Genomic DNA, 14,916 nt, shown 5'->3' with positions numbered 1-14,916 from the left:
CATGTATGCCCTTGTATTAAAACCACCTTTCACCATTTTCAGCATTTCCACAAAAAAGAGGCGAAATCTTTGTAACAGACCACAGTTATCCTTTGTTTTTACAAAATCAGGATTGACGGAAAGTAGAACATGAATTATCTTGTATTATAGAGAGGAGGGCGCGAAATGCCTCAATTGGACCCCAATGTGAAAACGCCCTATTACGAACAGCTTCGCACACTGCTGCTGGAAAATATTCAGCACGGCGTGTATCTCTCGGGCGCCAAAATCCCCAGTGAAAATCAGCTTTGCCGCCAGTTTGGCGTAAGCCGCGTCACCGTTCGCAAAGCCCTGCAGGGGCTGACCGAAGAGGGCGTGCTTGTAAAAAGGCATGGAAAAGGGACATTTGTAGCGGCGCCGGTGGTTGTTGAAAAGCGTGCGGAACACCGCAGCTTTACCGCTTCCTGTCTCGAAATGGGCAAAAAGCCAGGAACGCACCTTGTATCGAGGAAAGTGCAAAAGGTGAAAAAGGACCTTGCTCAGCTTTTGAACGGGCAGGCCGATCAGGGGGTACTCTGCATCAAGCGGGTGCGACTTGTGGACGAGACGCCGGTGATTTTTGAAATCGATTATTTTTCCGCTGGTGCAGCCTATCTGCTGGAAGCGGATGTAGAGCATATCCCGCTTCTGGAAGTGCTTCGGCAATATCGTCCTGTGCACACCCTGCATTTTGTGGAAACATTTGAAGTGCAATTTGCAAACCGCGAGCAGGCGCGCAGCTTGAACTGCCCTATCAATACGCCTCTGCTGGGCGTCCGGCAGGTGGTAAGCGATGAACTGGGCGTGGTTTATGTGAACGATCAGTTCATTCGAAGTGATATTTATAAATACGTGACGGAAAGCTGACGCTGTCCGCACACATAACAGGAGGGCTGAACTTTGAAGGAGATTCAGGAATATTTTCACATTGAGAAACCGATCATCGGAATGATCCACACCAAAGGTACAGATGACGAAGATGTTTTCCGCCGCGCCAAAGAAGAAATTGACATCTATCGTCAGCATCATGTAGACGCCGTACTGGTAGAGCCTTATTTCGGCACCTACCCGCAAGTGGCTCGTGTGCTGGAATACCTGAAAAATGCACAGTTTGGCATTCCCTACGGAGTCAACTGTCTGAACGTGGATGCCATGGGGTTTGAACTGGCCATTCAGTACGATTGTGCATTTCTGCAGCTGGATTCTGTTGTCGGACACGTTAAACCGAGGGACGAACCCACACTGGATGCCTTTTTCCGGCTTTACCGCTCCCGCTGTCAAGCGTTTGTCATGGGCGGTGTGCGTTTTAAATACCAGCCGGTTTTATCCGAACACACAGTAGAGGAAGACCTGCAAATTGCTACAACAAGATGTGATGGCGTTTGCGTAACCCAGGACAAGACCGGTCAGGAAACCTCACTGGAAAAAATTATTACCTTCCGCCGGACCCTTGGCGACTTCCCTCTGTTTGTCTGCGCAGGCGTTACGCCGGAAAACATTGCAAGCCAGCTTCAATATGCGGATGGCGCTGTGGTCGGCAGTTATTTCAAACAGGGCCACAAAGACAGCGGGGACTTGTGCCCGGAGTATGTGCAGCAGCTGATGGACGCTGTACAACTGGCCCGAAATTCTCATTAATCCAGCAGCAGGTGCGAAATTCTTCGCACCTGCTGTTTTAAATTTAAAAATCTTCCAAAAAACACTTGCATTTTAAAAACACATTTGCTATAATAACAGAGCTGCAATTCATATGGACGGTTAGCTCAGCTGGTAGAGCACCTGCTTGACGTGCAGGGGGTCAGGGATTCGAGTTCCTTACCGTCCACCAAAATAAAACCACGATATACGCTTAGAATGTACGTATATCGTGGTTTTTTCTTTGCAGCAACTTGTATCTTTTGGCACATTTCGGCACAGAAATGACACAGTAGTGGCACGGGAAAATTTTTCCATATATAGAAATATTTAACTTCCAACCGTCCGGAAATTCCGAACAGCTGGGAGTTTTTATCGTTTAATGCAGCTTTTACTTCCGGGAGTTCTCTCGGGTCTCTTTCCGCCTGATTTACAGGCGCAGCGTCGGCCGGGGATTCTCCCGTCCCACTTGCATTTTCCTGCTGATTTTGTATACTATCATTAGATACGAGGGTATCGTCAGAAACCGCCTGCGGCAATTGGAGCCGCTTGGAGAGGATTTGATGGATATCCTCGTTTTCTTTTTCAGCCGCATCCATGGCTTGGGTACGAACCGCCCGGCTTTGTGCCGCTTGCTCTGCGCGTTTTTGCGCCCGCTCCGACAGCGCGATTTGCTGTTCAATGGGCAGGTTCTGCCATCCGTTCGGCATGTATTGCTCCCACGCGGCATCCTCCTGCTCCGTGCTCTGCATACGGTCAGGCGCTTTGCTCCGGGCAGCTTCTTCCGTCATCGCTCCGGGCACAGCCGCCGCAGGCTCTTCTGCGTTCGTCGGCGGGAAGGCCGCTCCGTTTTCCGTCTGCACCATCTGCATCCGCTTTCCCATTGTCGCATTCGTCCAGGTGATCGGCTCGCCCCTGTACTGCTCGTTCAGGTATTCGCGCAGGCTCCGCCCGTCCGGCAGGCTATAGGGGATGTTCAGACTTTCCCTTTCAAATGTTTGCCCGCTGTCCTGCTCCGCACCTTGGGTTATTCCACCCAATCGGGATCCGGAATGCCTAACAGTTCGATAAGTTTCTTGAATCCCTCTACCCCTCTCTCTTGCCCCGGCAGAGTGATACCTTCTTCCGATTCTTCCGTCTGCTTCTGTTCTTCCTCGCAGATTTCCAAATTCTTCTGCTCCTCTGCTTTCTTCTGTTCCATTCTGAAAACCTCTCATCATTTCCTGGATTTTGCTTTCAGAATAGCCCATTTCCCGCAGCATGTCAAATGCTTGTGGGTAGCCCCGTTCACTGTACCTAGCTTCCCCGCGCAAGTCCGGCCGGGTCAGCGCCCTCTGGGCGGCGCTATAGTCCGCTTTGTTTGCGGTGTCCCGCGCCTCGGTCTCTCCGGCCGCACGGCGGTATCGTCTAAACCCCGCCTGTTCCAGCGTCGGCTGCGCCAACACATCAAACACGCGTTCAATATAGTCCTGCCGCTCATCCGGCGTTTGCAGCTGTTGGTACTGCGGCGTGTCCTTCACTTGCCGGTACGCATCCAAAAGAACGTGCCATTTGCCGTTTTCCGTGCTGCTCCCTCTCGCAAAGCCCTCGCTTTTCTGAATCGCATGCTGAATTTCATGCAGCAGAACAGATTCCGGCTGTCCCGCCAGCTTTTCGTTCAAAAGGATGGTATTGCTCTGTCTATCAAACTTTCCTCTCGCGCGGTCCGGCAGATTCCCGGTGCGCAGCCGCACTTCTGCAAGTTCCGGATGTGCGCGGAACAGCGCCGGGTGCTCCAGCACATCCCCCAGCCGTGCTTCGCCGTCTTCCACGCTCCAGCTCAGCCGTGCTGTGCTGTCGTCCAGTTCCGTGCGCCACTTACCGTCCATGCTTCGGAACCAGCCGGTTTTCCGGCGGATGGCTTCCGCATCTTCTCCGCTTTGTTCCAGTTGCTTGGCGGTTTCCAGCGTGCTTTGCTGCAGGCTTGTCAGCTGCGCGCCTTCACCGATGTAACTGTACCTTGTCCCGTCAACGTTCCCGGCCTCGCCCCGCAGCAGGTTCACCAGCGTCCGCTCCGCTTCGTCCAGCATCGCTTTCTGGCTGTTTGTCAGCTTGATAGCGATGCTGTTTTTGATTCCCCGCACAAAATCAAGAAATGTCGCCATCAGCCCGCGGTCTCCGCTCACCGCCTCGGTCAGCTTTTGCGGGTCACTCACGATCTGCTCCGCCAGCTTCAGGGTCACTTCTTCTTCCAGCGCCGCGCTATTCACCGTTCCGTCCTCGTTCAAAAGACTTTTCAATGCCGGGCTGCTCTGCGCCGTGTACATGCTGCGCACTTTGTTTGCATAGTCGTTCAGGGCCGCATCCTGCTCGGCCATCCGCAGCACCGCGTTTTGGAATTTTACATACTGTTCCTCGTTCGCCTGCCGCATGCTGTGCCCGATCTCATGCACCGCTGTGCCAAAGCTCGCGCTGTCGCTGGCAAGGTTTACTGTAATGGTGTTGCCCTGTATGAATCCATCCACACCGCTTGCCGTGTCGTACACATACTCTACATTCAGCCCTTTGTCCGATGCCATGCGGTCAATGGCTCTCAGTTCCTCTTCTGTCACCTTCGCCTCTTCCAGGGCGCGCTGCTGCGCCGCCTGATGGAATACACCCGGTGTCTGTGCCTCATTTTGCGGCAGCGGCGGCATAAATACGCCATCTGCATTCCGCCACATTGCCAGTTCGTTGGCCAGCCTGCCCGTCTCATAATTGCCGATGCGTGCACCTTCCAGCTGCTTTTGGGCCAGCTGCGCCGCCTGTGTATAAGCCTCGCTGGTAGCATCCGTGCTCAGTCCCTGCCCGATCAATTCTCCCAGATTTCCGCTTTGATTGATTTGGCGACCGGTGTTATACGTATTTGCGGCGCTGTACGCCATGCCTGCACCACTGGTCCCGGCGCCCATAATCATGCCGCCCGCGCCCGCCATGGCCACACGCACGATCAGTTCCTTCAGCGCCTGTTTTTCGGCCTCGTCTTCGCTGCTTCCTGCTTCCATCCAGGCGTTTTGGGCGATATTGTAATCGGACACGTCCCCCATAATAATGGCATCCGCCACAATGTTGGCCGCTTCTGTCATGGCTTCCTCGCTGCCTTCCACCGCGAGGCTTTTTCCAAAGTTCAGCACAACGTCCCGCAGGCCCTTTGGGTTTACCTTTGCCATCGCCTTCAAGTTGCCCAGTCACACAAAACTTTGAGCACTTCTCTGCCGTACTGCTGGCATTTTCGCACACCGATTCCCGGCACACGCATCAATTCTTCTTCCGTCTGGGGGCGGCGTGCGCAAATTTCACGAAGAGTGGCATCTGTGAACACCACAAACGCAGGAACTCCCTGCCGCTTTGCCAGTGTCAGGCGCATTTCCTTCAAACGAGTCAGCAGGGCCGCATCCAGATCCCGTTCTTCCCAAACAGTCTGCTGTTGCGCGCGTCGTGCCATCAACTGCACGGGGGATGCTTTTTGCTGCTGCGGGCAGCATACCGAACAATTGCCGCAAGGTTTCCAGGTGCGCTGGCCGAAATAGCGCAGCAATTCGCCCCGCAGACAAAACCGGCTGTGGCAGTAAAAAGTCATTTTCCGCAAACGCTCGCGCTGAAGTTCCCGGTGGTTATCTTCCGTTTCTCCGGGAGCCACCGGCTCGTCTGTGTTATCAATCAAAAAGTTTCCTGTGCGCACATCGCCCGGAGAGTAAAGCAAAATACAATCTGCCGGCTGGCCATCGCGCCCTGCGCGTCCGGCTTCCTGATAATAACTTTCCAAATCCAGTGGCATGTTGTAATGAATCACAAACGCCACATTGGATTTGTCGATTCCCATTCCAAACGCATTGGTCGCCACCATAACACGCACCCGGTCAAACAGAAAATCATCTTGTGCCTCCTGACGTGTTTGCGCATCGAGGCCTGCGTGATATCGCGCCGGGTGAAATCCATCTGCTTCCAAACGGCTGTAGACCAAATCCACCTTTTTCCGCGTGGAGCAATAAACGATTCCACTCGTATCTGAGTGGCGGCGCAAATAGTCACGAAGCACTTCATATTTTTCTTTTTCTTCCAACACCTGCACTTCGAAATAGAGATTCGGTCTGTCGAACCCGGTGGTCAATTCCAAAGGCTGCCGCAGTTCCAACATACGGCAAATATCTTGCCGCACTTTCTGAGTAGCCGTGGCTGTAAAGGCGCCCACCGGAATTTTTCCAGGCTGGCGGCGCAAAAACTCGGGAATTTGCAGATAGCTGGGGCGAAAATCCTGCCCCCACTGTGACACACAGTGCGCTTCGTCCACACACAGAAGAGAAATCTGCACCTGTTCGGCAAACCAAAGAAAGCCCGGTGTCAGCAAACGCTCCGGCGCGACATACACAATTTTGTACATTCCGGATGCGGCATTGGCCAGTGCTTTGCGGCATTGCGCTTCGGAGAGAGAGCTGTTGATATAAGCCGCCCGCACCCCCATTTGCAGCAGGGACTGAACCTGGTCCTTCATCAGAGAAATCAGCGGAGAGACCACCACCGCCACCCCCTGACGCAAAAGAGCAGGCAGCTGATAACAAATCGATTTTCCTGCGCCTGTGGGCATCACCGCCAGTACGTCCTGTCCTTCCAGCAGGCTGTCCACCACTTCTTCCTGTCCCGGACGAAACTGGTCATAGCCAAACACCTGACGCAGGATTTCATATTTCTTCTGTACCAATTTCGGTTCCATGCCATCCCTCCTTACGCGCAGACTTCTCCCAGTATAACCCTAAACACCTGACCGTGTAAACAAAAAAGTCCGGGCTTTCTTTGAAAGCCCGGACTTTTTCATTTTACGCCTCGTAGACCACGCGTCCGTCTACCAGTGTCAAAGTAACCTTCATATCCCGGATCGTATCCATGGAACGGGTAAAGACGTTGTCGCTCAGCACAGCAATATCAGCTTGCTTGCCGGCTTCCAGCGTTCCTGTCTGGTTTTCACGATAAAAATCGTAAGCACCGCCGCTGGTCCACGCCATCAGAACTTCCTTTACCGTCAAGGTGTTTTCCGGATGGAAAGGTTCGCCGCCCTCGGGGAATTTTCCGGTCACACTATGATACAAGGATTGAGGAATGTCATCAATGACCAAAGGCAGATCTGTGCCGCAGCACAGGCGCACGCCGCTGTCCGCCATTTTCCGGCGGTTCCAGTAGCCTTTTCCGCGCTCTGCGCCCAGCTTCTCCTCGATCATTCCCACTTTTCCGGCATAGTCCGCAATGGCCTGAATCTGCGGATAGAATTCACAAATCACGCCCATGCGGCCCATGCGTTCCAGATCCTGCGGGTCGCTGAATTCGGCCTCGGTCACCGCGTGGCGGTTATACACTTTTCCGTCATCCGTTTTGCGGCACTTATCATAAATATCCAGTACACGTGCCACAGCAGCGTCTCCCTGGGCGTTCAGCGAAAAGCGGAAGCCTTCCTGGTCTGCGCGAAGCACCTCGTCCTCAATCTGCGCCCAATCAATGTCCTGTGCACAAACCGTATCCGGCGCACAGAGATACGGTTGTTTCAGGAAACCATTCATCTGGCTGATGGAGCCATCCGTCATGCGATTGAAGCCGGAGAACTGAACAAAGGGGCCCTTGAAACGGTCGCGCATGGCTTTGCCGTATTCCAGATTGGCGCCTTCTTTTACAGGTTGGCTCATAAAACTCACGCGGAGTGTCATCTTGCCGGATTTTTCCTTTTCCTCTAAAACATCCGTAAAGGAGCTGAAGGTATCATAACCGATCTCCTTGACAGAAGTAATGCCACGGCTGTTCAACATCTGCATATACTTATCAAACAGCGGTGCGCTGAACGCATGATCGTCCAGAATCTCTTCCATCAGTTTCCAGAACACTTCATTGCAGTCTGCGCTGTTGTCAAAGCCATAACGCTGAATCGCCGCGCTGTTCATCCAGAACGTCTCGGCGCCCTGCGCAAACAAGACCGCCGGACGCTGCGGGAACGTGCGGTCCAATTCTTCCGGGCCGCCGTTGGGCACAGCGGGATTCCATCCATGGCCCCAAACCGGTCGATCTTCCGGCAGCGTATCCGCATAAGCCAAAGCAGCACGGGCAATTTCCTCGCTGCTTGTGGCAGCAGACAGATCTACGCCCACATAATTAAGAGACCAGCCGGTAAAAAATGTGTGTGCGTCCGCAAAACCGGGGCAAACAGTTTTGTCGCCCAGTTCATAAACGGTGGTATCTTCTCCAATCCATTCCGACGCAGGTTCACCTTTTCCCACCTGCAGCACTTTGCCATTGGCAACAGCTACGTACCCGGCAAACGGGTCGGCTCCGGTACCATCAAAAATACTATTGGATTTCAGCAGAATCTGCGCATGTTCACTCATGCTCACATCACTCCTTGCTTTTAAGAAGCACGGCGCGTCAAATGAAGTGGCGGCGCACCGTATCACCTGGCTGTGTAAAGCGGCTGAAACCCTGTGTGTTATGTTTTCTTCAAGCAACGTGCTTGAAATTCTGTTACACTATAACACATTTTTTGTGTTCTCTGCAATAAAAAAACACTGTTTTTTTCTTTTTTGGATGATGGTACAGATTTTTTTCAAATCCTGATTCAGTATGCCGAAAAGTGGCTCATTTTTCAAAACCCAAGTTATACAAGTTGGCTGTTTTCCAATCGTCCCAAAGAAAATTTGGTCTACCAAACGAGCTTTTTTTATACCATTCATGCACAATTTTTATTGGACAATCCACAAAGCTGCTTTCCGGTTTTCTGACACAACGCTGAAAATGCTTTAAAACCTCTTACATTCGCCTTTTTTGATTGATTATTTTTGTGCGCTATGCTAAGATATGCATGAAGTGGTATAAAAAACCTGGTGTGTTATGTATTTCCCTCATTTTTATTCCAGCAAGGATCGCCATTGTAGTTATTTGTGAAGCTGCAATGGTTAGGAAAGGAGAATCATCATGTCAAATCCTGAAAAATCCACTGCCGTAGCCAACAACGAGTTGGGACGTAAATTAGGGCTTGGCGCTGTCATTGCTCTGGGTGTTGGAACCACCGTTGGTTCCGGCATTTTCTCGTCTCTTTCGGAAGTTGCCAATGCGGCCAGCAGCAGCCTGTTCCTGGTGCTGGCGTTCCTGATCGGTGGCCTTCTGCAGGTTCCTGCCAACTTCTGCTATGCTGAATTGGCTTCTGCGTTCCCCGAGGACGGCGGCCAGTACGTCTATTTCCGTGAAGCCGGATCTCGTCCGCTGGCATTCCTGTGCGGCTGGGTCAGCTTCTGGGCCACTGACCCTCCCTCTATCTCCATCATGGCTCTGGCCATCGTGAACTATCTGGCTTACTTCCTGCCCATGCACGGCATCGTCCTGAAAATCGTGGCTACTGTATTCGTCCTGATTTTCATGTTCGTACATCTGCGCAGCGTAGAGGGCGGCGGCAAATTCCAGACGATCATCACCGCGCTGAAAATTCTGCCCTTTGTTTTGATCATCGGTGTGGGTCTGTTCTTTATGGATAGCTCCACTCTGCTGTCTTCCACTCCGCTGGCCGGCGCTTCCGCTACCGGCATCACTGCTCTGCTGGCAGGTATTTCTGCAACGACCTGGTCTTTCGACGGCATGGGCGCTGCCTGCTACATGTCCGGTGAGATCAAAGAGCCTGAGAAGAACATGCCCCGCGGCCTGATTCTGACTGCTCTGATCGTGCTGGCTCTGTATGTTGGCCTGACCTTCGTCTCTTCCGGCCTGCTGACCATTGACGAGCTGGCTGCTTCCGACGCTCCTATCGCGTTGCTGGCTTCCAAAATTCCCGTCATTGGTCAGGGCGCTGACGTTGTGGTCGCCATCATGGCTATCATCGTTGTAATCGGTTCTCTGTCCAGCTGCATCATGTTCCAGCCGCGCATCGAGTATGCAATGGCTCGTGACGGCCTGTTCTTCAAACAGTTTGGTCAGGTTCATCCCAAATATCAGACCCCGGCTTTCTCCATTGTTGTTCAGTGCATGGTCGCCATCGTTCTGATTTTTGCGTCCAGCCTGTCTGATCTGCTGGGTTACTTCACTGTGATTGCTTTGCTGAAAAACTTCCTGACCTTCGGCACGATCTTCGTTCTGCGCCGCAAAGCGCACTACAAACCCACTTACAAAATGCCCGGCGGCTATGTGATGCCCGTGATCGCCATGGCCATGACTGCCACCCTGATTTACTCCACCTTTATCTGGTCTGCTATCCCCAGCATCATCGCTGCGGTTGTTGCAGTCGGTACCGGTCTGCCCGCTTACTACTTGATGGAGCGCCAGAACAAAAACTCCGCTAAATAAGCGCATTTTGTAAAAAAACAAGCAAAATCGCCGCCGCCGGCAACGGCGGCGGCGATTTTCTTTTGTAAAGGAGAGTTTTCCCATGGGCCTTTTTCGTGGTGACTTTTATTCACAGAAACTTCGAATGACCACGCAGGTGAACGTTATCTTCCCGGATGTTTCCAATGATGTCACTCCTCTTTGGGAGGGCAAGCCCCGCGTTCTTTATCTTCTGCACGGGTTATCTGCCAACGCTGGAGAGTGGACACGCTTTTCTAAAATTGAATACTACGCCAAAAAGTACAATTTTATTATCATCATGCCCGAAGTGCAGCGCAGTTTTTACTGCTCCGCGGCTTACGGTCCCGATTATTTCGGCTATGTGGCAGACGAATTGCCCGCGATTTGCGCGCAGTGGTTCAACCTGCCGACTGAGCGCGAATTCACCTTTATTGCCGGCGAAAGCATGGGCGGCTACGGTGCGACCAAAATTGCTTTGCGCCGACCTGAACAGTATGCCGCCTGCGCCAGTCTTTCCGGCGTAATGGATTATCCCGCATGGGTAAAACGCACCCGCGCGGAAGAACTTCCGGATGTACTTCCGCAGGAAGTAGATGCGCTGCATGGCGCGGGCCAGGATCCCGCCCCGCTGGACGATCTCTTTTATTTGATGCGCCAGGAAGCCACCAATCCGGATCGCCCCCGCCTGATTCAAATCTGCGGAACAGAGGATTTTCTCTATGAAGACAACCTTCGCTTCCGCGATGCCGCCCGGGAGGCTGGTTACGGTCATACTTATCTGGAATGGGCGGGCGATCATGCCTGGCCTTTCTGGGATGTGGCGATTCAGCGTGCATTCCAATTCTTCTGCGGCTTGGATCTCAATGAAAGTCCCATCTATTAAACCAGAAAGAGGAGCGGGCTGACCGCTCCTCTTTTTTCAACTACTTCCCTATTTTTGAAATCATGCGACCGCGACAGCAGGACAAAAAAATTCGCCGAAAGCCAATGGAATGCTTTCGGCGAGTGGTGTTCCCGAGGTGATTCGAACACCCGGCCTACCGCTTAGGAGGCGGTCGCTCTATCCAGCTGAGCTACGGAAACATCTTGTACATTTTGAACGCTTTTCTATTATAAAATGCACCTGCAAAAATTTCAAGTCCGATTGAAAAATGCTTGACAAAAAGGCCTTTATTGTTTATGATATAAACAATATTTCAAATGCAGTGACGGGGAGTCCGCACACGAAACCGCGTTTTAGAGAGCTGCCGGAAGGTGCAAGGCAGTACCGGGAGTGTCGCCACTGGCCCCTGAGCAGTGCACTGAACGAAGGCTTCTTCCAGTAGGCTGCACCGGGTTTGACGCCGTTATCAGGTCAGGCTGTTCGCCAACGTTGGCTGATGGCACTAAGGTGGCTGTTTCCCGCAGCAATAAGAGTGGTACCGCGAAGATGTGATGTCTCCGTCTCTTAGCCGAATCGTCGGCTGAGAGGCGGTTTTTTTATTACCTCTCAGCCCATCCAGCAAAGGAGTGTATGTACTATGATGGAACACGTAAAAAAGTATCATCCCGGGTATTATCCCCCGCCCCATTGCGAAATGCGCTGGGCTAAAAAAGACCACATTGAAAAAGCACCGATTTGGTGCAGTGTCGATCTGCGCGATGGGAACCAAAGCCTGATCGTTCCCATGACGCTTGCGGAGAAACTGGACTTTTTCCAGTTTCTCGTCAAACTCGGTTTCAAAGAAATTGAAGTCGGATTCCCCGCAGCCAGCGAAACCGAATATGAATTTCTGCGGGCATTGATCGAACAAAACCTGATTCCCGATGATGTGACCGTTCAGGTGCTGACACAGTGCCGCGACCACATCATCCGCAAAACATTTGACGCACTGAAAGGCGCCCCCAGTGCCATTGTTCATTTTTACAATTCCACCAGCGTGGCACAGCGGGAACAGGTATTCAAAAAGTCCAAAGAAGAGATCAAAAAGATCGCTACGGACGGAGCCAAGCTCGTCAAACAGCTGGCCAGCGAATACGAAGGTAATTTCCGCTTTGAGTACAGCCCTGAAAGCTTTACCGGTACGGAACCCGAGTACGCACTGGAAGTTTGCAACGCCGTTCTGGATGTATTGGAGCCGACCAAAGAAAAACCCGTCATCATCAATCTGCCGGTGACAGTGGCCATGAGCATGAGCCACATTTATGCCAACCAGATCGAGTACATGAACGACAACCTGAAGTACCGTGAAAATGTGATTCTGTCTCTGCACCCGCACAATGACCGCGGCTGCGGCGTTGCTGACACCGAAATGGGCCTTCTGGCCGGAGCTGACCGCGTGGAAGGCACTCTGTTCGGCAACGGAGAGCGCACCGGCAATGTGGATATTATCACCGTGGCCATGAACATGTACAGCCTGGGCGTAGACCCGAAGCTGGACTTTTCCAACATGCCGGCCATTGTGGAGGAATACGAAAAAGTAACCCGTATGCATGTGTACGACCGCACCCCCTATGCGGGCGCGCTGGTCTTCGCTGCCTTCTCCGGCAGTCATCAGGACGCCATCGCCAAAGGCATGAAATGGCGTGAAGAAAAGAACCTGTACGAGTGGACCGTTCCCTATCTGCCCATCGACCCGCACGACGTGGGACGCGAGTACGAGACAGATGTTATCCGCATCAACAGCCAGTCGGGCAAAGGCGGTATCGGGTACATTCTGGAACAGAACTACGGCTACGATTTGCCGCCGAAAATGCGGGAACGCCTGGGATATGCCGTCAAAGATGTTTCCGATCATCTGCATAAAGAACTTTCCCCCAAAGACATCTATGGTATTTTCGAAAACGAATTTCTCAACAAAGAAGCGCCCTTTGCCATTACGGATGTCCATTACATCCAAAAAGAGGGTGTATACGCCATGGTCAGCGTGAAAGAGGGCGACATCGCTGTAGAATACACCGGCCGTGGCAATGGCCGTCTGGATGCGGTCACCAATGCGATTCATCATGGCTCCGACCGCGATTTCTCCATCCTGACATACAAAGAGCATGCGCTTGAGACCGGCTCCACCAGCCACGCGGTGGCATACGTAGGGCTGGAATGGACCGACGGCTCGGTCAGCTGGGGTGCCGGTCAGCACACCGACATTATTATGGCCAGCGTGAAAGCTCTGGCCAGCGCCATCAACAATCACAAGGAGGCATGACCCATGGGCATGACAATGACGCAGAAAATTCTGGCCGCACACGCCGGATTGGACAAAGTGGAGCCGGGACAGCTGATCATGGCCAAATTGGACATGGTTCTGGGCAACGACATCACCAGCCCGGTTGCCATCAATGAGTTTGAAAAAGCAGGCTTCTCCTCGGTGTTTGACCGAACCAAAATCAGTCTGGTAATGGATCATTTCGCGCCCAACAAGGATATCAAGGCTGCGCAGCAGACCAAGCAGAGCCGTAACTTTGCCAACAAATACGACATTCTCAATTTCTACGATGTGGGCAGCATGGGAATCGAGCATGCTCTTCTGCCCGAAAAAGGACTTGTCACTGCCGGCGATTGCGTGATCGGTGCGGACAGCCACACCTGCACCTATGGCGCGCTGGGCGCGTTTTCCACCGGGGTGGGCTCTACCGATATGGCAGCAGGCATGGCCACCGGTCAGTGCTGGTTCAAGGTTCCTTCTGCCATTCGCTTTCAGCTGACCGGAAGCCTGCAGGGCTGCGCCAGCGGAAAAGATGTAATCCTGCATATCATCGGTCAGATTGGTGTAGACGGTGCGCTGTATAAGAGCATGGAATTCGGCGGGCCCGGTCTTGCTTCTCTGAGCATGGATGACCGGCTTTGCATGGCCAATATGGCCATTGAGGCGGGCGCCAAGAATGGCATTTTTGAAGTGGACGACGTGACCCGTGCTTATCTGAACGGACGGGAGCAGCATCCGGGCGTCACCTATGCTCCCGATCCCGATGCAGAATATGAGAAAGTCATTGAAATCGATCTGTCGTCCATTCGTCCTACAGTGGCTTTCCCGCACCTTCCGGAAAACACCAAGACCATTGACGAGGCAGCTGCTTTGAATGTAGCCATCGATCAGGTGGTCATCGGCAGCTGCACCAACGGCCGTCTGTCAGATATGGCTGCCGCAGCCGCCATTCTGAAGGGCCGGAAAGTTGCGAAAAATATCCGTGCGATTGTGATTCCCGCCACACAGCAGGTATACAAAGACTGCATCCGGTTGGGATACATTGACACCTTCATCGACGCCGGCTGTGTCGTGTCCACTCCCACCTGCGGCCCCTGCCTGGGCGGCTACATGGGAATTCTTGCGGAAGAAGAGCGCTGTGTCGCCACCACCAACCGCAACTTTGTAGGCCGCATGGGCCATCCCACCAGCGAGGTCTATCTCGCCAGCCCGGCGGTCGCGGCCGCCAGTGCGCTGGCGGGCAAAATTGCCAATCCTGAGGAGGTAATGTAATGGTACAGGGAACCGTACATAAATACCCGGACAACGTGGATACAGACGTCATCATTCCGGCCCGTTATCTGAACACCGCCAATCACGCCGAACTGGCTGCCCATTGCATGGAAGACATTGATCCTGACTTCCGCAAAAAAATGCATGCGGGAGATATCATGGTGGCCGGCTGGAACTTTGGCTGCGGCTCTTCCCGGGAACACGCCCCCATCGCCATTAAGGAGAGCGGCATTGCCTGCGTGATTGCGAAGACCTATGCCCGTATTTTCTACCGCAATGCCATCAACATCGGTCTTCCCATTTTTGAATGCGAAGCCGCCAGCGACGGCATTTCCGACGGCGATGAAGTGTGCGTGGATTTTGATACCGGCCTGATCACCAACATCACCACCGGCAAAACCTATCAGGCGCAGCCCCTTCCCCCCTTCATTCAGAACATTGTAAACAAAGGCGGACTTTTGAATTCGCTGAAATAATCGCC

Annotated in this window: 10 protein-coding genes, 2 tRNA genes and 1 pseudogene; 8 read left to right on the top strand and 5 right to left on the bottom strand. The window is 52.9% G+C overall.

Going from position 1 to position 14,916, the window contains the following annotated elements; all coding sequences use genetic code 11:
• Window positions 1-165: 165 nt before the first annotated feature.
• From ACKTS9_RS16550 to ACKTS9_RS16540, 3 genes are all read left to right on the top strand, one after another.
• The gene (locus ACKTS9_RS16550; RefSeq protein WP_407881851.1) at window positions 166-885 is read left to right on the top strand and encodes a GntR family transcriptional regulator; all 720 of its coding nucleotides are present in this window, start codon (window positions 166-168) and stop codon (window positions 883-885) included.
• Between the two features lie 33 nt (window positions 886-918).
• The gene (locus tag ACKTS9_RS16545; protein WP_349216342.1) at window positions 919-1,656 is read left to right on the top strand and encodes a BtpA/SgcQ family protein; all 738 of its coding nucleotides are present in this window, start codon (window positions 919-921) and stop codon (window positions 1,654-1,656) included.
• A gap of 114 nt (window positions 1,657-1,770) precedes the next feature.
• Window positions 1,771-1,846 (top strand) — tRNA-Val (locus ACKTS9_RS16540).
• Window positions 1,847-2,680: 834 nt separating this feature from the next.
• On the opposite strand, the gene ACKTS9_RS16535 is transcribed toward ACKTS9_RS16540, so the two are convergent.
• From ACKTS9_RS16535 to ACKTS9_RS16520, 4 genes and pseudogenes are all read right to left on the bottom strand, one after another.
• Window positions 2,681-2,854 (bottom strand): hypothetical protein, encoded by a 174-nt coding sequence (locus tag ACKTS9_RS16535; protein ID WP_349216341.1) that lies wholly within the window; start codon window positions 2,852-2,854, stop codon window positions 2,681-2,683.
• A 631-nt stretch (window positions 2,855-3,485) separates the two neighbouring features.
• Window positions 3,486-3,722: pseudogene (locus tag ACKTS9_RS16530) on the bottom strand (LPD23 domain-containing protein); the annotation flags it as partial.
• A 1,124-nt stretch (window positions 3,723-4,846) separates the two neighbouring features.
• Complete coding sequence (locus ACKTS9_RS16525; protein ID WP_407881850.1) at window positions 4,847-6,382, bottom strand: RecQ family ATP-dependent DNA helicase; 1,536 nt, start codon at window positions 6,380-6,382, stop codon at window positions 4,847-4,849.
• A gap of 103 nt (window positions 6,383-6,485) precedes the next feature.
• Window positions 6,486-8,036, bottom strand: coding sequence for an amidohydrolase (locus ACKTS9_RS16520; protein WP_407881849.1), 1,551 nt, complete (start codon window positions 8,034-8,036; stop codon window positions 6,486-6,488).
• Window positions 8,037-8,619: 583 nt separating this feature from the next.
• On the opposite strand from ACKTS9_RS16520, the gene ACKTS9_RS16515 reads away from it, so the two are divergent.
• Entirely contained in the window at window positions 8,620-9,978 is a 1,359-nt protein-coding gene (locus tag ACKTS9_RS16515; protein WP_407881848.1) for an amino acid permease, read from the top strand.
• A gap of 82 nt (window positions 9,979-10,060) precedes the next feature.
• Window positions 10,061-10,861, top strand: coding sequence for an alpha/beta hydrolase (locus ACKTS9_RS16510; protein WP_407881847.1), 801 nt, complete (start codon window positions 10,061-10,063; stop codon window positions 10,859-10,861).
• Window positions 10,862-10,984: 123 nt separating this feature from the next.
• On the opposite strand, the gene ACKTS9_RS16505 is transcribed toward ACKTS9_RS16510, so the two are convergent.
• Window positions 10,985-11,061: transfer RNA gene (locus tag ACKTS9_RS16505), tRNA-Arg, on the bottom strand.
• A gap of 440 nt (window positions 11,062-11,501) precedes the next feature.
• Between ACKTS9_RS16505 and ACKTS9_RS16500 the strand changes: the two genes are divergently transcribed.
• From ACKTS9_RS16500 to leuD, 3 genes are read left to right on the top strand one after another with little or no spacing between them, the layout of a single operon-like run.
• Entirely contained in the window at window positions 11,502-13,163 is a 1,662-nt protein-coding gene (locus ACKTS9_RS16500; protein ID WP_407882147.1) for a 2-isopropylmalate synthase, read from the top strand.
• Between the two features lie 3 nt (window positions 13,164-13,166).
• Window positions 13,167-14,435, top strand: coding sequence for a 3-isopropylmalate dehydratase large subunit (gene leuC / locus ACKTS9_RS16495; protein ID WP_407881846.1), 1,269 nt, complete (start codon window positions 13,167-13,169; stop codon window positions 14,433-14,435).
• Window positions 14,435-14,911, top strand: a complete 477-nt coding sequence (gene leuD / locus ACKTS9_RS16490) for a 3-isopropylmalate dehydratase small subunit (protein ID WP_407881845.1) — start codon at window positions 14,435-14,437, stop codon at window positions 14,909-14,911. Before leuC ends, leuD begins: the two co-directional genes overlap by 1 nt.
• Window positions 14,912-14,916: the final 5 nt, after the last annotated feature.

It is taken from the genome of Owariibacterium komagatae (genome assembly GCF_045865535.1).
GTDB classification, from domain to species: domain Bacteria; phylum Bacillota; class Clostridia; order Oscillospirales; family Ruminococcaceae; genus Ruthenibacterium; species Ruthenibacterium komagatae.
Note: the sequence above shows the minus strand (reverse complement) of the source record. Positions and strands in the feature narration are given on the sequence as shown.

Excerpts from the sequence above, each read along its gene's own strand:
- ACKTS9_RS16550 (WP_407881851.1), top strand. The coding sequence starts at position 166 with ATGCCTCAATTGGACCCCAATGTGAAAACGCCCTATTACGAACAGCTT.
- ACKTS9_RS16535 (WP_349216341.1), bottom strand. The coding sequence starts at position 2,854 with ATGGAACAGAAGAAAGCAGAGGAGCAGAAGAATTTGGAAATCTGCGAG.
- ACKTS9_RS16525 (WP_407881850.1), bottom strand. The coding sequence starts at position 6,382 with ATGGAACCGAAATTGGTACAGAAGAAATATGAAATCCTGCGTCAGGTG.
- ACKTS9_RS16520 (WP_407881849.1), bottom strand. The coding sequence starts at position 8,036 with ATGAGTGAACATGCGCAGATTCTGCTGAAATCCAATAGTATTTTTGAT.
- ACKTS9_RS16515 (WP_407881848.1), top strand. The coding sequence starts at position 8,620 with ATGTCAAATCCTGAAAAATCCACTGCCGTAGCCAACAACGAGTTGGGA.
- ACKTS9_RS16510 (WP_407881847.1), top strand. The coding sequence starts at position 10,061 with ATGGGCCTTTTTCGTGGTGACTTTTATTCACAGAAACTTCGAATGACC.
- ACKTS9_RS16500 (WP_407882147.1), top strand. The coding sequence starts at position 11,502 with ATGGAACACGTAAAAAAGTATCATCCCGGGTATTATCCCCCGCCCCAT.
- leuC (WP_407881846.1), top strand. The coding sequence starts at position 13,167 with ATGGGCATGACAATGACGCAGAAAATTCTGGCCGCACACGCCGGATTG.
- leuD (WP_407881845.1), top strand. The coding sequence starts at position 14,435 with ATGGTACAGGGAACCGTACATAAATACCCGGACAACGTGGATACAGAC.